The sequence below is a fragment of the Candidatus Poriferisocius sp. genome, from assembly GCF_965202595.1.
Lineage (GTDB): Bacteria > Actinomycetota > Acidimicrobiia > Acidimicrobiales > Bin134 > Poriferisocius.
In genome coordinates, this window is the sequence record NZ_OZ241836.1 from 1,190,827 (window position 1) to 1,208,778 (window position 17,952).

At 65.7% G+C, this 17,952-nt stretch carries 14 protein-coding genes and 1 tRNA gene; 8 read left to right on the plus strand and 7 right to left on the minus strand.

Annotation, left to right across the window (positions count from 1 at the left end; genetic code table 11):
- Positions 1-113: 113 nt before the first annotated feature.
- The 3 genes from apgM to ACOGXC_RS05780 form a co-directional block, all read right to left on the minus strand.
- Positions 114-1,262, minus strand: a complete 1,149-nt coding sequence (apgM, locus tag ACOGXC_RS05770) for a 2,3-bisphosphoglycerate-independent phosphoglycerate mutase (protein ID WP_419919750.1) — start codon at positions 1,260-1,262, stop codon at positions 114-116.
- A 203-nt stretch (positions 1,263-1,465) separates the two neighbouring features.
- Complete coding sequence (thrC, locus tag ACOGXC_RS05775; protein WP_419919751.1) at positions 1,466-2,863, minus strand: threonine synthase; 1,398 nt, start codon at positions 2,861-2,863, stop codon at positions 1,466-1,468.
- A gap of 29 nt (positions 2,864-2,892) precedes the next feature.
- A complete protein-coding gene (locus ACOGXC_RS05780) occupies positions 2,893-4,263 on the minus strand; it encodes a homoserine dehydrogenase (RefSeq protein WP_419919752.1) in 1,371 nt (456 codons plus the stop codon).
- A gap of 133 nt (positions 4,264-4,396) precedes the next feature.
- Here ACOGXC_RS05780 and ACOGXC_RS05785 point away from each other — a divergent pair, with 133 nt between their 5' ends.
- The 3 genes from ACOGXC_RS05785 (at position 4,397) to ACOGXC_RS05795 (ending at position 9,752) form a co-directional block, all read left to right on the plus strand.
- Positions 4,397-4,759 carry a hypothetical protein gene (locus ACOGXC_RS05785; RefSeq protein WP_419919753.1) on the plus strand — a complete coding sequence of 121 codons (363 nt, stop codon included), beginning with the start codon at positions 4,397-4,399 and terminating at the stop codon, positions 4,757-4,759.
- Positions 4,760-4,845: 86 nt separating this feature from the next.
- The gene (locus ACOGXC_RS05790) at positions 4,846-5,115 is read left to right on the plus strand and encodes a WXG100 family type VII secretion target (protein WP_419919754.1); all 270 of its coding nucleotides are present in this window, start codon (positions 4,846-4,848) and stop codon (positions 5,113-5,115) included.
- A gap of 143 nt (positions 5,116-5,258) precedes the next feature.
- Entirely contained in the window at positions 5,259-9,752 is a 4,494-nt protein-coding gene (locus ACOGXC_RS05795) for an FtsK/SpoIIIE domain-containing protein (protein WP_419919755.1), read from the plus strand.
- A 46-nt stretch (positions 9,753-9,798) separates the two neighbouring features.
- Here the strand turns inward: ACOGXC_RS05795 and lysA are convergent, their stop codons facing one another.
- Positions 9,799-11,067, minus strand: coding sequence for a diaminopimelate decarboxylase (gene lysA / locus ACOGXC_RS05800; protein WP_419919756.1), 1,269 nt, complete (start codon positions 11,065-11,067; stop codon positions 9,799-9,801).
- 112 nt (positions 11,068-11,179) lie between these two features.
- Positions 11,180-12,802, minus strand: coding sequence for an arginine--tRNA ligase (gene argS / locus ACOGXC_RS05805; protein WP_419919757.1), 1,623 nt, complete (start codon positions 12,800-12,802; stop codon positions 11,180-11,182).
- A gap of 180 nt (positions 12,803-12,982) precedes the next feature.
- Here argS and ACOGXC_RS05810 point away from each other — a divergent pair.
- The 4 genes from ACOGXC_RS05810 (at position 12,983) to ACOGXC_RS05825 (ending at position 15,953) form a co-directional block, all read left to right on the plus strand.
- Positions 12,983-13,055: transfer RNA gene (locus tag ACOGXC_RS05810), tRNA-Arg, on the plus strand.
- Positions 13,056-13,418: 363 nt separating this feature from the next.
- On the plus strand, positions 13,419-13,778 hold the full coding sequence (locus ACOGXC_RS05815; RefSeq protein WP_419919758.1) for a hypothetical protein: 360 nt from the start codon (positions 13,419-13,421) through the stop codon (positions 13,776-13,778).
- Positions 13,779-13,813: 35 nt separating this feature from the next.
- A complete protein-coding gene (locus tag ACOGXC_RS05820; protein WP_419919759.1) occupies positions 13,814-14,644 on the plus strand; it encodes a DUF222 domain-containing protein in 831 nt (276 codons plus the stop codon).
- 178 nt (positions 14,645-14,822) lie between these two features.
- Positions 14,823-15,953 (plus strand): Coenzyme F420 hydrogenase/dehydrogenase, beta subunit C-terminal domain, encoded by a 1,131-nt coding sequence (locus ACOGXC_RS05825; protein WP_419919760.1) that lies wholly within the window; start codon positions 14,823-14,825, stop codon positions 15,951-15,953.
- 70 nt (positions 15,954-16,023) lie between these two features.
- Here the strand turns inward: ACOGXC_RS05825 and ACOGXC_RS05830 are convergent, their stop codons facing one another.
- Together ACOGXC_RS05830 and ACOGXC_RS05835 are read right to left on the minus strand one after the other, a co-directional pair.
- A complete protein-coding gene (locus ACOGXC_RS05830) occupies positions 16,024-16,461 on the minus strand; it encodes a hypothetical protein (RefSeq protein ID WP_419919761.1) in 438 nt (145 codons plus the stop codon).
- 51 nt (positions 16,462-16,512) lie between these two features.
- Complete coding sequence (locus ACOGXC_RS05835) at positions 16,513-17,190, minus strand: uracil-DNA glycosylase (protein WP_419919762.1); 678 nt, start codon at positions 17,188-17,190, stop codon at positions 16,513-16,515.
- Positions 17,191-17,222: 32 nt separating this feature from the next.
- Between ACOGXC_RS05835 and ACOGXC_RS05840 the strand changes: the two genes are divergently transcribed.
- On the plus strand, positions 17,223-17,858 hold the full coding sequence (locus ACOGXC_RS05840; RefSeq protein ID WP_419919763.1) for an MSMEG_4193 family putative phosphomutase: 636 nt from the start codon (positions 17,223-17,225) through the stop codon (positions 17,856-17,858).
- Positions 17,859-17,952: the final 94 nt, after the last annotated feature.

The following is a 17,952-nucleotide window of genomic DNA, read 5'->3' on the forward strand; positions in this document are numbered from 1 at the left end:
TCTTGGGTCATTTTGGCTTTGCCATCCCGGTTTTACCATCTTGGGTCATTCCGGCTTTGCCATCCCGGCGTTGCCGGTTCTTTTGGTCCCGGTTGCTTCTGCCGGCTTCTTGGCTACCACTGCCCGTGCAATAACTCCGTCATCAGCAGGTGGCCGGGCAGCACCTGGGCAGCTTCCGCCCCCCGCTCGGTGTAAACCCCACCGGAGCCATCGGTCCGGGAGTCCACCAGAAGGTAGGGAACCGGATCGCTGGTATGGCTTCTTAGCGACAGTGGCGTGGCGTGGTCGGGCAGCAGCAGCAGTCGCCACGGCCCCATCCGGTCCAGGCCGTCCACCAGTCCGGCCAGGATGCGGCGATCCCAGTTCTCCAGGCACCTGACCTTCTCGGCGACGTTGCCCTCGTGGCCGGCTTCGTCGCTGGCCTCCACGTGGATCACATACAGGTCGGCTCCTGCGGCCAACCCGGCCAGGGCCGCATCCCGCTTGCCCTCGTAGTTGGTGTCGTACCAGGCGGTCGCACCGGGTACATCGGCCACGGCCATACCGGTGAGCACACCGATCCCCCGCACCAGGTCGACCGCGCTGACCAGTCCGGCATCCACCCCGTGCATTTCCCGGAAGGAGGGCATATCGGGTTGGAAGCCCTGCCCCCACAGCCAAATCCGGTTGGCCTTCAGGTCGAATCCAGCCAGCACCGCCCGGGAAGCTTCCTCCAGTGCGGCCAGCTTGGGGGCAGCCGGGCCCTGAGGGCCCACCACCGGTTGATCGGAGAGCTCGTGGGGCGGGATGCACACCGCATCGGCCCACTCGGCCGGGGCAATCATGGTGTGGCGGTACTGGACACCGGGGTAGAAGCTGACCTCGCCGCCCAGTTCAGTGTTCAGGGCGGCGATGGCTTCGCCGGCCCGGCCCGAGTCGGGGTGACCACCGGAGAAATCGGCCATGATCCCGTCATCTGTCACCGTGACCAGATTGCACCGGTAGGCCACCTGGTCGGGGGTGAGGGTCAGGCCCATAGCGGCGGCCTCGATGGGCGATCGGCCGGTGTGGTACCGGGTTGGGTCGTAGCCGAAGATGGACATGTTGCCCACATCGCTACCTGCCGGCAGGCCCGGGGGGATGACCTCGGCCAGCCCCACCTGCCCCCGGGCGGCCAGCGAATCGAGCACCGGGGTGCGAGCCACTTCCAGCGGGGTGGCCCCATCCAGCTCGGGCACCGGCAGATCGGCGCACCCGTCGGGGATGCACACCACGTACTTCACAAAGACCTACTCTCTTTCATCGAGGCCCATCTTCTCACACTCCCCATCAGCCCGATACGCCGAACCGCCCCTGTCGCGCCGAAATTCCCGCCACCCCATGGAACGACACCTCACCAGCCGGCGGGCAATCTTCCCGACACCCCGTACATACCAGCATGGTCGCCCCGTCGCGATCACCGATGGAGCCCGGCGTTGAGCTGTGGTCAGTTTGTTTGAGCGGTGCAGCGGGTTATGTGGGTTTTTACTGCGGCTAGATCGTTGGGTAGGTGGGTGCAGTGTTCGGGCCGGTCGGCCAGTTCGACCAGGGGCGGCGGCACCGGTGGGGGTTTTCCGATGGCGACTTTTACCGCGTCGCCGAACTTGGCCGGGTGGGCGGTGGCGAGTACCACCATCTGCTGGCCGGCTTCACGGTTGACCCGGTGGGCGGCGGCCAGGGCTACCGCGGTGTGGGGGTCGATGATGATCCCTGTGTCTCGGTAAAGCTTGGCGATGGTGGCTGTGGTCTCGGTGTCGTCCACCCTCACCCCGAACCAGCCCTGAGAAAGCCTGGCGGAGACACCGGCATCTATACGCATCCGCCCGGTGGCCCGGAAACTGTCCAGCAGATCGGCGGTACGGGAGCCATCTCGATCCAAAAGCTCGAACAGCAGCCGTTCGAGGTTGGACGAAACCTGAATGTCCATACTCGGTGACAGCGTGGGATGCACCTCGGAGATGGTCATCGAACCGGTGGTGAAGAACTGGGTCAAGATGTCGTTACGGTTGCTGGCCACCACGAACCGGTCCACGGCCAGGCCCATCTGCCGAGCGGCATGGCCGGCCAGCACATTGCCGAAGTTACCGGTGGGCACCGAGAAGCTCACCCGCTCCAGCTCGTAGCGGGTGGTGGCGGCCACGTAGTAAACGGTCTGGGCCATGACCCGGGCCCAGTTGATGGAGTTGACCGCCGACAGCCGCTGCTCGTTCCGAAAGGCGGTGTCGGCGAACATGGCCTTCACCAGATCCTGGCAGTCGTCGAACGTACCCTCGATGGCCACGTTGTGAACGTTGGCGCTGTCCACGGTGGTCATCTGCCGGCGCTGCATCTCCGAGATTCGCCCGTGAGGGTGCAGGATGACGATCTGGATGTTCTCCCGGTCGCGCACCGCCTCGATGGCGGCCGACCCGGTGTCGCCCGAGGTGGCTCCCACTATTGTCACCCGCTCACCCCGGCGGGCCAGCTCCTCGGCGAACAGTCGCCCCACCAACTGGAGGGCAATGTCCTTGAAGGCCAGCGTGGGGCCGTGGAACAGCTCCAGGAGCCACAGCCCGTCACCCACCTCCACCAGCGGGGCCACCTCGGGGTGGGAGAACCCCCCATAGGCATCCCGCACCAGCTCATCGAACCGGCCCCGGGGGTAGGTGCCGTCCACGAAGGGCCACATGACCTCACTGGCCAGATCGGCGTAATCCCCGCGTCCGGGGCTTCCGCTCCGCGCCCCCGAAGACAGCTCGGGCCACCGGTCGGGCACGTAGAGCCCGCCGTCGGTCGCCAACCCGGCCAGCAGCGCATCCCCGAACTCCAGAACCGGTGCCCGGCCCCGGGTGCTGACATACTTCATGGGCTCATGGTTGCCTAGCGGATTCGCCCTCACCGGTTGATGACGCGCAGCAACGCGGGCGCTCCCCGCACTGCCTCCAACTCCCGGAGATCGGTAAGGGTGGCCTGCACATCCCGCTCGGTTGCCCTGTGGGTTATGAACACCAGCCGGGCCTGGTCGTCCAAGCCCTCCTGCTCCATGGAGCGGATGCTCACCCCGTGGTGCCCGAACACGCCGGCCACCGCGGCCAGCACCCCGGGGCGGTCCAGCACCTCCAGGTCGATGCAGTACTCCGACGCCAGATCGTCGATGGGACGGATCACCGCCTCCCCCAGGTCGCCAATCGGGTTCCACGTATTCCGGTAGCGGTTGCCGGCGGCGTCGATGAGATCGCCCAGAACGGCGCTGGCGGTGGGCCGGCCTCCGGCACCCCGGCCGTACAGCATCAGCTCCCCCACCGCGCCGCCCTCCACGAACACCGCGTTGAAGGAGTCGCGGACCGAGGCCAAAGGATGATCCACCGGCAGCATCGCCGGGTGGACCCGAACGGCCAGCTCGGGCTTGCCCTCGACCCGACCCACCTGCTCCACGATGGCCAGGAGCTTGACCACGTAGCCCAACCGCCCGGCGTGAGCGATGTTCGTGGGGCCGATGTCCGAGATCCCCTCCCGGTACACGTTGCCGGCCAGCACCCGGGCCCCGAAGGCCACGGTGGCGATGATGGCCGCCTTGGCCGCCGCGTCGAAGCCCTCCACATCGGCGGTGGGATCCCTCTCGGCGTACCCCAGTGATTGGGCACTGGCCAAAGCGTCCTGGTAGCTGGTGCCCTCCTCGGTCATGCGGCTGAGGATGTAGTTGGTGGTTCCGTTCACAATGCCCATAACCCGGCGGATGGGCTCGGCGGCCAAAGATGCCCGCAGGGGGCGGATGAGGGGTATCCCGCCACCCACGGCGGCCTCGAACAGCAGGTCCACCCCGGCGGTGTCGGCGGCGGCGTACAGCTCGGCACCATAGTTGGCCAGCAGCTCCTTGTTGGCGGTGACCACCGGCTTGCCCAGCTTCAGTGCGGTGGTCACCAGCTCCCGGGCCGGTTCGATACCCCCGATCAGCTCCACCACCACATCCACCGAAGGGTCGCGAACCACCGCGGCGGCATCGGTGGTCAGCACGCCATCGGCTATTGCCACCTTGCGGGAGCGCGAGGCGCTGCGCACCGCCACCCGGACCACATCCAGCTCCAGACCGGTGCGCCCGGCGATAATCGTCCGCTGCTCGGCCAGCAGCTCGACCAAAGCCGCTCCCACGTTCCCACAACCCAACAAGCCCACGCCCACCCGCGCCCTGGAAGGATCCTTCACCTTTGCCGGTTGGGTAGCCGTGCTCTCACCGGCCTGGTCGTGCGTCCCGGAAGGATCCTTCACCTTTGCCACCGTATCGGCTTGGGCCGGTTGGGTGGAAGGTTTTACCCGGTGGGGGGTCACTGCCCGGCGGTGCTTTCCCCAATCCAAAAGATTCTATTGATTTTCATTATAAAACATATACTCTGAATCAAACATGACCTCCCATGAACTGTTTGCCCTGGCCGACGATCTGCAACGTCAGGCGTTGATTTGCGATCGGTTGCGAGCCGAGGTGGATCCGATCTGGTTCGGGCTCGACGAGGTGCTCAACCGGCCGGTGGACGGGCATGCCCCGGCGGTTTGGCAGTCGGCCACGGCTGATGCCAGTCGCCTTCGGCTTCGCCACCAGCGCTCCCACCTGGTGAGGCTGCGCTACGAGATCCAGCAGGTGGCCCGCCGTCTCGCCGACCGAGCCGAGAGTCTGTACGGCGACGCGGTCCGGGCTCGAACCGCCGCCGAGTACGCCTTACGGGAGGAAGCTCGAGAACTTGAATTGCAAATGCATTATTTTAGATAAATATCTTGCTATTTCAGTTTTGAAGAGCTAGGAATAGTGACGTTCAACCGGCTCAGCCGAAAAATTGGAGCAAGGAAAGGCCCGCCATGTCCGTTCTCAGCATGAACACCGAGGAGATGGACCATCTCCAGCAGCAGTTCTCCGCGTTCGCCGCCCAGGTGGAGGATCTCCGCTCCCGGCTGTCGGCAACCCTGGAGGGCACCACCTGGACGGGGAGCCGTTCCGAGCGATTCCGGGGGGCATGGCACGAGCAGTGGTCACCCTCTTTGGGTCAGCTACAAGAGGCCCTAACCGAGCTGGCCACCTCCGTGGGCCTCGAGCGTCAAAACACCATCGCGGCCCTCGACGCGGTTTGATCGCCGGGGCGGAGTGCGGGCTCGTGTTATTGGCATTTTCACTGAAGAATCGGTTGCCTCGACGCGGTTTGATTGCCGGGGCGGAGTGCGGGCCCTCCGGCACGGCCTGATCCGGCCCTGATCTCGCCCCATCGAGGCGGCCCGTGCGCCTGCTCTACGAGGGGCCCGAGGGCGGTCGCGAGATAAGTATCAGTACCGCTCGGGTCGCCTCCGTAGCAGAACTGGCCGAGGCCCTGGGTCTGCCCGCTCCGGTAACGGGTTTATGGATCCACGACCATTGGGTGGCAGCCGATACCCGGCTGGACGAAGCGGGGATGGCCGATGGTGTCCGGGTGGGTATCCGTCCCGACCCCGAGCCCGACCAGCCGGGGTTGACCCTCGAGGTGATCGGGGGTATCTGGGCCGGTGACCGCCACCGATTGGGGTCGCAAGGTTTACGGGTGGGCCGTTCGCCGGGCGATGACGTGACCCTGCCCCACTCCGGGTTGCGCCCCCACCATGCCCGCCTCGAGCACCGGGATGGCCGCATCCAGGCCCGGCTGGGCGATGACGAACCGGTGGCCATGGAGACAGCCGTCCCGCTCCGGGTGGGTCGCGCCCTGGTGCAGGTGGTGGATACGCCCGATGACCGTCCCCACCGCCTGGTGGTGATCCCCGGGGGTACCGTCTCGGGGCGGGTCGCCTTCAATCGGCCTCCCCGGGCATCTCCCCCCAGTGCTCCAGAACCGCTGCCCGCCCCGGTTCACGAGCCCGGCCGCTCGTTCCGGGCGGCGGCCTTCGGCTGGGCCGCGCTGGGAGGGCCGCTCCTGGTCGGGCTGCTGATGGCCGTGCTCTACCGGCCGGTCATGGCTCTTTTTGCCCTGCTCAGCCCTTTGATGATGGCGGCAAGCTGGATCGATGGTCGCCGCCGTGACCGCTCGGCCCGGCGCCGGTTGTGGCATCGCATGCAGGCATCCCTGGCCGACTTCGGTGAAGCCGCCGCTGCTGCCCACCGGGCCGAGACCCGGCACCGGCGGGAGATTCATCCCCACCTGGCCGAGGTGGTCAGGCGAATCCGCCGCCCGAGCATGCGATTGTGGGAGCGAAGACCGAGCCACGAGGATTTCATGCTGCTGGTTGCCGGCCACGGTTCGTGCCCCTTCGATCCGGAGCTGAAGGTGGAGGGATCCCGCCCCGCCGATGGAGTTGCCGGCGCGCTCGAACAGCTGGGTCCGCTGATCGACGTGCCCATCCCGGTGGACCTTGGTCCGGGCAAGCTGCTGGGCCTGGTGGGGCCCAGGGTGGTGACCACGGCACTGGCCCGGTCGCTCATCCTCCAGGCGGCGGCTCACCATGGTCCTGCCGACCTGGCGGTGCTGGTGGCGGCCGATGCGGTTACCGCGCCGGCCTGGACCTGGACCTCCTGGTTGCCCCATACCCACCATCCGGCCATCGGGGAGCACCGCCGGCTGATCACCGGTAGCCGTTCGGGGCTGGCCGGCCTGGCTCTCGAGCTGGCGGATGCCTGGCAGCGGCGGGGAGAGGCACCCTGGCCCCAGCTCATGGCCGTGTTCGACGGAAACGATCTGGCCACGGGACGAAACCCGCCGGCGCGACCCCTGCTGCGGGGTGATGGTCCGGTTTCGGCGATCGTGCTGGCCCCCAGCGTGGATCAGCTTCCGGCGATGGCCACCACGGTGATCGAGGCCCGTGATGGGTCGGGTTTGGTGGAGGTATCGTCCCGCGAGACGGTTCCGTCGGTTCTGGCCACCGGGATGGGTTTGAACCTGGCTCACGACACTGCCCGCCGGCTGGCTCGCTTCGAGGATCCCGAACTGGCCGGTTCCGACTCCGGCATTCCCCGCTACTCGTCTTTGTTCAACCTGCTGGATCTGGAGTCCGTCGCCTCCGAGGTTTCGCAAGTGGATCTGGAATCCGTCGCCGAAGACTCACCAGCGGATCTGGAATCCACCGCTCCCGAGACCTCGCCAGCGGATCTGGTTGCGGCGATCTCGGCCCGGTGGAGCGAAAACAGGCACAGCGACAATCTGGCTGCTCCTATAGGAGTCGACGGCCACGGGCCTTTGCTGTGTGACATGGTGACCGACGGCCCCCACACGCTGGTCGGCGGTACCACCGGATCGGGCAAGAGCGAGCTGTTGCGCACGCTGGTGGCATCGGTGGCTTCCACCTACTCCCCCGAGCAGGTCACCTTTGTCCTGGTGGATTACAAGGGTGGTAGCGCGTTCGATGCCTGCGCCGGTTTGCCGCATGTGGTCGGCCTGGTCACCGACCTGGACGACCGCCTGGCCGAGCGGGCGTTGCGCTGCCTGGAGGCCGAAATTCGCCACCGTGAGCAGGTGCTGCGAGCCCACGGAGCCACCGACCTGATTCAGTATCGAACATTGCGTCGCTCCCCGCATGAATCTGCCCAAGATCGAGACGCTGGGGACCTGATTCACTATCGAACATTACGTCGCTCCCCGCATGAATCTGCCCAAGATCGAGACGCTGGGGACCTGATTCACTATCGAACATTGCGTCGCTCCCCGCAACCGCCCTGCCCTCCCGCTGAAAGCGACCCGTGTTTACTTGCTGAGAGCACCCCGTGCCCGCCCGACGAGAGCCCCCCGTGGTTACCGCTTCCCCGCCTGGTGGTGGTCATTGACGAGTTCGCCGCGCTGGCCACCGAGCTGCCCGGCTTCACCGACTCGCTGGTGAACGTGGCTCAGCGGGGGCGCAGCCTGGGCATGCACCTGGTGCTGGCCACCCAGCGCCCGACAGGCGCGGTCAGCGCCAACATCAGGACCAATACCGGGCTGCGGATCGCCCTACGTATGCTGGACTCGTCCGATTCGGTGGACATTCTCGACAGTCCCGAAGCCGCCGGAATCGGCCGGGATCAGCCGGGACGGGCTCTCGTGCGCTTCGGCCCCAACGATTTGATCGGGTTCCAGGCCGCTCTGGTCACCGGGGTAACCGCCCCAGCCGAGCGGGGTTTGCGAGTGGTGGCTGTCGTGGATGGGATGCCGGCTCCCGATCCCGCGACCACACCACCCGGGGACCGACCCAGCGACTTGTCCCGGCTGGTGGTTGCCGCCCGCGACGCATGGTCCCGGCAGGGTGCGGTTCCGTTGCGCTGCCCGTGGCCCGACCCCCTACCCCGGCGGATCACCCTAAAGGAGTTGGCCAAACATGAATCAGGTCTGGTTCCGCTCGGTGATCCCAACCAGAAACCCCTTTATCCGGGGGCAGTCATCGCTTTGGCCGATGATCCCAACCAGCAGAGGCAGTATCCGTTGCAGTGGGATCCTCACCGGGGCAGCGTCTTGTTCGCGGGCATTGCCGGAAGCGGGACCACCACCGCGCTGGGATCACTGGCACTGGCCCTGGCTCACCGCTACCGCCCCGCCGGTTGCCATCTGTACGCCATCGACTACGGCTCCGGCGGGCTGTCAGCCCTGGAGGATCTACCCCACTGCGGTGCGGTGGTGGGGATTGATGAGCGTGACCGGACCTTGCGGCTCATCCGCCGCCTGGGGGAGGAGCTGGATCGCCGCCTGGCCGCTAATGCCGGCCGGGGTGACGGCGGAGATCAACCACCGCTGGTGGTGACGCTGGTGGACAACTGGGGAGCGCTGGCCAAGAGCCTGGACACGGTAACCGACCACGCCCTTTTGACCACCCTCGAACGGGTATGGGTGGAGGGCCCCACGGTCGGGCTGGGCATTGCCGCGGCCACCGACCAACTCTCCCGGGTGAGCCGTACCGTGCAATCCTCCACCCCCCAGACATTCGTGTTCCGCCTCACCGATCCCGCGCTGTACCGGCAGTGGGGAGTGAGCGTTGCCGACCCCTCGGTTCTGCCTCCGGGCCGAGGTTTCGCCGTCCCGTCGGGAATCGAGGTGCAGGTGGCGCTACCCGATGGCGGGCTGGCCGAAGCAGTGCCCCGAGCCGCCGGCCTTCATCCCCCCGCGGGCGGTCCCCAACCGGTGGGGAGCTTGCCTTCCGTGGTGAACCCCGCCGGCCTGGACGGAGCCCGATTGGCCGGCTCCCCCATCTACCTCCCCCTGGGGCTGAGTGACGACACCCTGGCTCCGGTCGGGCTTACCCTGCACCCCGGTGAGCACGCCATGATCCTGGGACCGGCCCGGTCGGGCCGATCCACCGCCCTGGCCCAGGTGGCCGCAGTGGTATCGGCCGCCGGCGGGTCGGTGGTCGCCCTGGCCTCACCGGAGTCGCCACTGGCCCGCTGCCCCGGTGTCGGGTTGGTGGCCGATCCGGATGATCTGGTTACCGCGGTGAGCGGCCTCGAGAACTCGGTGCTGATACTGATCGACGACACCGAAACGGTGGACGATCCCGGTGGGGCACTGATGGCTCTGGCTGCCGGTGGTCGCCCCGGGCTCCACATCGTGGCCGCCGGCCGAGCCGACCGGCTGCGCACGACCTACGGCCACTGGACCACCGAGATTCGCTTCTCCCGCACCGGGGTGCTGCTTCAACCCGCTCCCCTGGACGGTGACCTGTTCGGACTCCAACTCCCCACCCGTCCAGCCCTGCCCCCACTGCCCGGCCGTGGTTGGCTCATCCAGAACGGCCACCCTTCCATCATCCAGGTAGCCGGGAACGCCGAATCGGTGTCCAACGGCATTTAGGCATTTAGAGGTACAACGGTGTTTAGGTCCGGAGGCCCAGCCGCGTTTAGAGGTCGTTGCGGATGAGGTCTTCGTGGGTTTCCCGGCGGATCACCAGACGGGCCTCACCGTCTCGCACGAACACAACTGCGGGGCGGGGTACCTTGTTGTAGTTGGACCCCATCGAGTGACCGTAGGCTCCGGTCACCGGGGTGGCCAGGATATCGTCCACCTTGATGTCACCGGGCACCCAGCCGTCCCGCACCAGCAGGTCGCCCGATTCGCAGTGCTTGCCCACAACTCTGACCGCCCGGTCACGGTCGCGGTCAACCGCTCGGGGCAAGAACGTCTCGTAGCCGCTGCCGTACAGCACCGGCCGGGGGTTGTCGCTCATGCCCCCGTCCACCGAAACGTAAGTGCGAATCCCGGGCAGGTCCTTGATGGTGCCCACCCGGTAGAGCGTGATCGCCGAGGAGGCCACCAGGGCTCGTCCCGGCTCCACGCTCACCGGGGCGGTGAAACCGGCCACAGCGCAGGCCTCGTCTATGGCCGCGGCCCATTCGGCGATGCTCGGAGCCGATTCCCCCTCCACGTAGGCCACACCCAAGCCGCCGCCCAGAGAAAGCTCGGGCAGGCCGTAGGGCTGGGCGAACCCGGCGATCACTTCCACCGCCTGGCGGAACGGACCCAGCTCGAACACCTGGCTACCGATGTGGGCGTGCAGGCCCATCAACTCCACCGAGCCGGACCGCCGGCACCGGTTGATGGCGGCATCGGCCATCCCGCTGGAGGCGGTGAAACCGAACTTGGTGTCGTCCACCCCGGTGGTTACGTACTCGTGGGTGTGGACCTCCACCCCCGGGGTGATCCTCAGCAGCACCCGGGGGCGGGCACCGGTGGCCTGGTGGAGCGCATCCAGACGATCCAGCTCGTCGAAGGAGTCCACCACGATGCGGCCCACTCCGGCATCCACAGCGTCGCTCAGCTCGGCGGCCGATTTGTTGTTGCCGTTCATCACCAGGCGGTGGCCGGGCATCCCCGCGGCCCGAGCCACGTACAGCTCTCCGCCGGTGGCCACATCCAGGTGCAGCCCCTCCTCGTGGGCCAGGCGGACCATGGCTAGGCAAAGGAACGCCTTGGCGGCATAGGCCACCGAGCCGGCGAAGGCGGTTCGGGCCTGGCGGCACCGCTCCCGCAGGTGGGCCTCGTCGTACACGAACAGCGGGGTGCCGAACTCCTGGGCCAGCTCCAGTGTGTCGCATCCGCCAATGAACAACCGCCCACCGGCCCCCAGCGATGCGTTGTCGGGCAAAAGAGGCAGGGGAAGCACTGACATGTTCAGATTTTCACAGGGTTTCGGATGTGTTCATGTTCAGATTTTCACATGGCTTCGGAGGCGCTCATGTTCAGATTTTCACAGGGTTTCGGATGTGTTCATGTTCAGATTTTCACATGGCTTCGGGGGCGCTCACGCCGAGCACGCCCAGAGCGGTGGCCAGGCCCACCCGAGCGGCTTCAATCAGCATCAGGCGGGCCCGGGTCAGTTCGGGGGCGATGCCGGTACCCATTACCTGGCAGTCGTGGTAGAAGCCGTGAACCGCGGCAGCGAAGTCTCGTAGCCAAGTGGTAATCCGGTGGGGGGCCCGCTCCTCGGCCGCGGTGGCGATCACTTCCTCCAGGGTGGAGAGCCGGCGCATCATATCCAGCTCCCGCTCGTGGTCGAGCACCCCCAGATCCACGGGGGCGGCACTGTCCCCAACCATCCCTCCGGCCCGGGCCCGGGCTGCGATGGAGCACAGCCGGGCGTGGGCCATCTGCACGTAGAACACCGGGTTCTCCATGACCTGGGCAGCGGCGGCGGCCAGGTCGAAGGTTGGCGTGGAGTCCATCGACTGGAGCAGGTAGGTGAACCGGGTGGCATCGGCCCCCACCTCGTCGATCACATCACCCAGCTCGATGATTTCACCGGCCCGCTTGGACAGCTTTACATCCTCGCCGTCGCGCTCCAGGTGGACGAGTTGGGTGACCACCACCTCCAGACGGTTGGGGTCGTAGCCCAGTGCGGCCAGAGCCGCCTTCATGCGGGCAACGTATCCATGGTGGTCGGCCCCCCACACGTTGATCAGCAGGCCCTCCGGACCGACCCGATCCAGCTTGTCACGGTGATAGGCGATATCGGGCAGCAGGTAGGTGTACTCACCGTCGGATTTCACCAGTACCCGATCCTTGTCGTCGCCGTGGTCGCGGGTGCGCAGCCACCGGGCCCCCCCGGAGTCGTAGCAGGCCCCGGCCGCCTCGAGCAGGGCCAGCGTCTCGTCGATGGCTCCGGAGTCCACCAGCGATTGTTCGCTGAACCAGGTGTCGAACTCCACGGCCATCGAGCCCAGCACTTCTTTCTGGGTGGCCAGCGCCTTCTGCCGGCCCCACCGGCGGGGGTCGGCGTCGGCAGGCATCTCCGCTGCCCAATCGGCGATGTACTGGCCGTTGTAGCCCCCATCGGGTACCGGCTGGTTCTTTCGGGCCGCGGCCAGCGAGGCGGCGTAGAGCTCCATCTGGGTTCCCCGGTCGTTGACGTAGAACTCCCTCTGCACGCGGTAGCCGCACCGGGCCAGCAGCCGAGCCACCGCGTCGCCGTATGCCGCACCCCGCCCGTGGCCGGCATGGACCGGCCCGGTGGGGTTGGCGCTCACGAACTCCACGATCACGGTACGACCCCGACCGAGGTTCCGGCGGCCGTATCCCTCGGTGCCGGCGGCAACCGCCTCCCGGACAACGCTGTGCAGCCAGCCCGGTGCCAGCCGGAAGTTGATGAATCCGGGGCCCGCGGTGCTCACCTCGGCCACGTGCTCGGGCCGGTGCTTGTCCAACCAGGCCGCCAGCTCTGCCGCCAGCTCCCGGGGAATGCGTCCCGTCCCCCTGGCCGTGGCCAGCGCCACATTGGACGACCAGTCCCCGTGCTCGGGCCGGGCCGGACGTTCCAAACCGGCCCGAAAACCGGCCGGCAGGTCAATCCCCGCGGCAATCAGCGCGGCATGCAGGGCCTCGATCAAAGAGGCGCGGATATCGGCCATGAAGTGAGACATGCTAGACCCGCCTGGCTGGGTATACTCATCCGGTCACTGCCTCACCCATGTCCAGCGGGCTGCCTAGCCGGTGGTGGCCGCCTGGCTGGGTATACTCATCCGGTCACTGCCTCCGTGGCTCAGAGCTATGACCAGCAGTGGCAATAGCGAGTAGTACATCTGATCACTGCCCACGTAGCTCAGGGGATAGAGCACTTGCCTCCGGAGCAAGGGGCCGCAGGTTCGAATCCTGCCGTGGGCGCTTCCAGGAGTTTTCTGCGGTTGCCAGCACGAAGTGGGGCCCCTGGGCTCAGCCTGCCGCCGCTGTAGAGAGCCTCCCCCAACAGCGCCCGAGCGTCGCCGCATCGAACAGCGGGGTGCCGGGCTGGCAATTGGGATGGCCCATTTCCCCAGGCAGCTCCAACACGTTGATGACCCGCACAGCTCTCACACACCTCATCCTACAATCGGCCACCCGCCGGAATGGTCGAAACCCTAAGTAGAACTTCTGATAGGTTGTGAGTGTTGGCAGTGTGCTTCTTGTAGCTATTTTGACAAAATATTTTTTAGAAATATCTTTATATTTTGGGTGGGTATTGTCACTCGGTCTGATAGTATTACAGGTATGGAGTTCGACCCCAGTGTTTCCGAACCTGAGAGCAAAGGTAATGCCAATGCTGCTGGCATTAACGATGCTGATGGTGGGGATGTTTTGCGGTTGGAGATGGTTGATTTGGAGGGCATGGATTCCAAGGGTTTGTTCAATTTGCTGTTCGAGATCAACGCGGCCCGCTGCACGCTGGATGGGTACATGACCGAGGTGTTGAATCGTTACGGTGATCTTTTGGGCGAGGGCGAGGTGCGGGCTCTTTGCCTTCAGTTCGGTATGGGCCGTTACCTGGCCAACCGCGAGGCCCGAACTGCTGGGGCGTTGCGGGAGTTGCCGGCCACGGTGGATGCGGTCAAGGCCGGGGGTTTTCGATAGATCATGCTCGTTTGTTGGGGGAGTCTCATGGTCGGGTGCCTTTGAGCCGGGCACAGGAAGATGACTTGATCAACAAAGCCAGAACCGAGGACCTGGACAGGTTCAGAAAAACCCTGGCCCGCCAGGAGGATGATCGGCGCGGCTCTGATGGTGAATCGCAACTCGACCAGCAGCGCCGCCGCCGCAAGGCTGCGGTGTTCAACGGTGATGACGGCATGGTGGTGCTGCACGACGAACTTGACCAGGTGACTGGTGAGCGGGTCAAAACCGCTTTGGACGGCATGTGTGATCGCCTGTTTCGCGATGACTCCAAAGTTGGTAGCGATCGCACCCACCAGCAGCGCGCCGCCGACGCGCTGGCTGCGCTTATTACCCAAACCCCTGGTAAGAACCCTAAAACCGGTGGCACCTGTGGTGGCCATGTGGTGGTGCAGCCCACGACGCTTGTGGTGAAGGTTGACTACGACTTGCTCACTGGTCAGCTCAAAAATGCTGGGCTCATAGATGACACTCCCATTGAAATAGAGGAGTTGCGCCGCATCGCTTGTGACGCAGCGCTGGTGCCGGCCATTTTCACCGCCGAGGGAATACCCCTGTATCTGGGTCGCAAGCAGCGTTCCGCTACCCAAAAACAAAAACTCGCTCTCTACGCCCGTGACAAACACTGTGTCAACTGCGGGCTGAGAGCTACTGCTTGTGATGTGCACCACATCAAGCCCTGGGAACACGGCGGCAAAACCAGCATCAATAACCTCGTCCTGCTCTGCCCCACCTGCCACGCTGAAACCCACAAACAGCAACCCCAACCACCCTCCACCCCATGGGCCCGAAAACCCATCTACAGCAACGTCCTCCTCAGCACCTAAGCAACCGGTCAATCCCCCGCATCCACCCGAAACACCCTGCCCAACCCAGCAGGCCTTCACCGGAGAGTACTGGGATCTGAAGCCTTGAGGTGCCAACCCGCCGGAATGGTCAAAGCCGTGCCGGACTGATTTGGGGGTGGATGAACAAATCCTGGCCCCGACGTGGCAAGATTTGAGTATGGCTGCGGGCAAGGTTCGTTGGACCCATCAGTGGAAGGAGCTCTACGAGGAGGTAATCGACTCGGGGCTGTGCACGGGTTGTGCCGGCTGTGTCATTGCCTGCCCCCACGATGTGATCGGTTACAAGCATGAGCCCGGCCAGTACAAACCCTTCCACCTCGAGGAGGAGCTGGGTCTCACCGACTGCATCCATGGCCAGAAGGGATGCACCTCGTGCACCCGGGCCTGCCCCCGGTTCCGCACCTGGGAGGCCGAGGCCGATGAGCACCTGTTCGGTCGTATCCGCACCGAGGACGAGGTGGCGGGGATCTTCAGCGATGTCCTGTTGGTGCGGGCCTCCGACGATTACGTATACGAACTGGGCCAGGACGGCGGCCTGGTGTCGGCCATCCTGATCTGGTGTCTCGAGAACGATGTGATCGACGGTGCCCTCACCTCATTCCTGGAGGGGGGCGATGCCGGCGGCTGGAAAGCGGTGCCCGGCCTGGCCGTCAACCGCGACGAGGTGCTGCGGGGTGCCGGCAGCCGCTACACCTACTCGGCCAATACTCTGGCCTACCCCGAGGCCAGGGAACGGGGTTTGAGCCGCCTGGCCCTGGTGGGCATGAGCTGCCAGACCTCCATAGGCCCGGTGATGTGGAACCGCAAGGTGGGCAAGGTGGGCCGCCCCATCAAGCTGAACATCGGACTCCTGTGCTCCAAGAGCTTCGACGACTCCATGTTCGAGGAGTTGTTCTGGGTGAAGTACGGCCTGCCCACCGATCAGATTGCCAAAATGAACATCAAGGGTGTCTTCCAGGTGTGGATGAAGAACGGCGACTACCACGAGATAAACCTCAAGGAGTGCCATGCCTGGACCCGGGAGGGCTGCAACTTCTGTCCCGACTTCGCCGCCGAGCACGCCGACATCTCCACCGGCGGCATTGGCGACGTTACCGACTGGACCCTCACCGTGGTCCGCACCGAGCTGGGCCGGGCCATCGTCAACGCCATGCTTGCCGATGGGGTGATCGAAGCCCGGCCGGGTGACGACGACCCCGGCGGGGTGGCGCTCATGCACAAGCTGGCCGCCAAGAGTCGCCAACGCTGGCCGGAGTGGGCCGAGAGCGCGGTCAGGGTGGGAGTCTGAAGGTTCCCCACCGGATCGGCCGGGTTCCCGGCTAGCTGCCGCCGGCTAGCTACCGCCGGCCGGCGAGCCGTCAGATTCCGGCTTCGTCCTTGATGCACTGGCCTATCTTGGTTTTCACCGATTCGGGCAACCGGGTGTTGATGTTGCTGCGCAAGTCATCGTCGAGCTTCTTGAAGTCCTCGAAGTTCGGGAATTCGTCCTTGATCGCGTCGAAGCTGCACTTGCATACATCTGCCAGGTTCTGCTTCACATCATCACTCAGGTCATCCCGGCCGGATTCTTCGCAGCCGTCGCGGAAGTTCCTCTCGGCCTGACCGACATCGGGTTCTCCTTGATATTCGGCGGGGTTGTCCTCATAGGTGGTTGGAGCGCCGGAATTGGCGCAGGCCGCCAGGACCAGGAGCAGCAGGGTTACCACGACCAGCAAGCGGCCATTTCTCACGGTCCCAACTGTATTGCCCCACTCCACCCGGTCGCGAACCATCCCGCGGTTGGGTCGATCAGCCACCGGGGCCGCCGACCTCGCCATCCTGAGGGGCACCGGCGTGGGCCAACCTCATCATCCTCCTGAAGGGGCACCGGCATGGGCCAGCGCTTTTTGGAACACCTGGTCGAGCATGCCGGGAGTGAGCCGGCCGGTGAACGTGTTCTGCTGGCTCACGTGGTAGGAGCACATCAAGATGGGCCCGCCGGGGACGGTCACCTCCAAACCGTGGGCGAACCGGGGCCGGGGCTTTACCGCCAGTTCGGTGGCCGCGGCATCGTAACCGATGGCTCCAAGCGCCACGAACACCCGGGCCCGGTTCAAAAGGGCCAGCTCCCGGGCCAGAAACGGGCGGCAGGCATCTCGCTCGGCTGCGGTCGGCTTGTTCTGAGGCGGTGCGCATCGAACCGGTGCGGTGATGTAGACATCGCGCAGAACCAGCCCGTCGTCGATGCCGGTGGCATCGGGCTGGTTGGCCAAACCCATCCGATGGAGCGAGGCGTACAGGAAATCCCCCGACCGGTCGCCGGTGAACATTCGCCCGGTGCGGTTGGCTCCGTGGGCGGCCGGAGCCAGGCCCACCACCACGATTCGGGCCCCGGGATCGCCGAAGCCCGGCACCGGTCGCCCCCAGTACGTCCAATCCCGGTAGGCGGCCCGCTTGGTTGCCGCCACCTCCTCCCGCCAGGCCACCAGCCGGGGGCAGGCCCGGCAGGCGATAACATCATTGGCCAATCCATCTAGTGAATCCATTACCACCCCAAACTAGGTAAAGCTGGAGAATCATGCCCCGCAAACCCACCATGGTGTTGTTCGTGCGCCACGGCCAAACTCCCACCACCGGGGCGGTATTGCCCGGACGGGCCCCGGGCTTGAATCTCAGCGACCGGGGCCGGGAGCAGGCCGAGCAAGCCGCGGCTCGTATTGCGGTCTTGGGCCCGGACCGGATTGAAGCGGTGTACGCCTCCCCCATGGAGCGGGCTCGACAGACCGCCGCCCCCATCGCCCGGGCGGTGGGCCGCCGGGTGCGGGTGCTTCAGGGGCTGAACGAGTGCGATTTCGGCCGGTGGACCGGTCGCCGCCTCAGCGACTTGCGCCGCCGCCGCGATTGGCAGCAGGTGCAGCGCACCCCGAGCAGCTTCCGCTTTCCTGGTGGGGAGTCCTTTGCGGAGATGCAGATCCGGATCACCGGCGCAGTGCAGTTGCTGGTGGACCGTCACCCCGGCTCAACGGTGGTGGCAGTGTCGCACGCCGACCCCATAAAGGCGGCGATCGCCCACGCCTCGGGGACCCACCTGGACCTGTTCCAGCGGATAGTGGTGTCACCCTGTTCGATAAACGCCGTTCTGTACCATGAGGATGGCCCGCTGGTGCTGGCGGTGAACAGCACCACCGATCTGGAAGCGCTGGTGCCCCAATGAACGTTTTACTGTCACAGCGTCTCGCAACCGCAACCACCGATCTGGAAGCGTTGATGCCCTAATGACCGTTTTACTGTCACAGCGTCTCGCGACC

Coding starts and splice junctions, on each gene's coding strand:
- thrC (WP_419919751.1), bottom strand. CDS start 2,863: ATGAAGTATGTCAGCACCCGGGGCCGGGCACCGGTTCTGGAGTTCGGG.
- ACOGXC_RS05785 (WP_419919753.1), top strand. CDS start 4,397: ATGACCTCCCATGAACTGTTTGCCCTGGCCGACGATCTGCAACGTCAG.
- ACOGXC_RS05790 (WP_419919754.1), top strand. CDS start 4,846: ATGTCCGTTCTCAGCATGAACACCGAGGAGATGGACCATCTCCAGCAG.
- lysA (WP_419919756.1), bottom strand. CDS start 11,067: ATGTCAGTGCTTCCCCTGCCTCTTTTGCCCGACAACGCATCGCTGGGG.
- argS (WP_419919757.1), bottom strand. CDS start 12,802: ATGGCCGATATCCGCGCCTCTTTGATCGAGGCCCTGCATGCCGCGCTG.
- ACOGXC_RS05815 (WP_419919758.1), top strand. CDS start 13,419: ATGGAGTTCGACCCCAGTGTTTCCGAACCTGAGAGCAAAGGTAATGCC.
- ACOGXC_RS05825 (WP_419919760.1), top strand. CDS start 14,823: ATGGCTGCGGGCAAGGTTCGTTGGACCCATCAGTGGAAGGAGCTCTAC.
- ACOGXC_RS05835 (WP_419919762.1), bottom strand. CDS start 17,190: ATGGATTCACTAGATGGATTGGCCAATGATGTTATCGCCTGCCGGGCC.
- ACOGXC_RS05840 (WP_419919763.1), top strand. CDS start 17,223: ATGCCCCGCAAACCCACCATGGTGTTGTTCGTGCGCCACGGCCAAACT.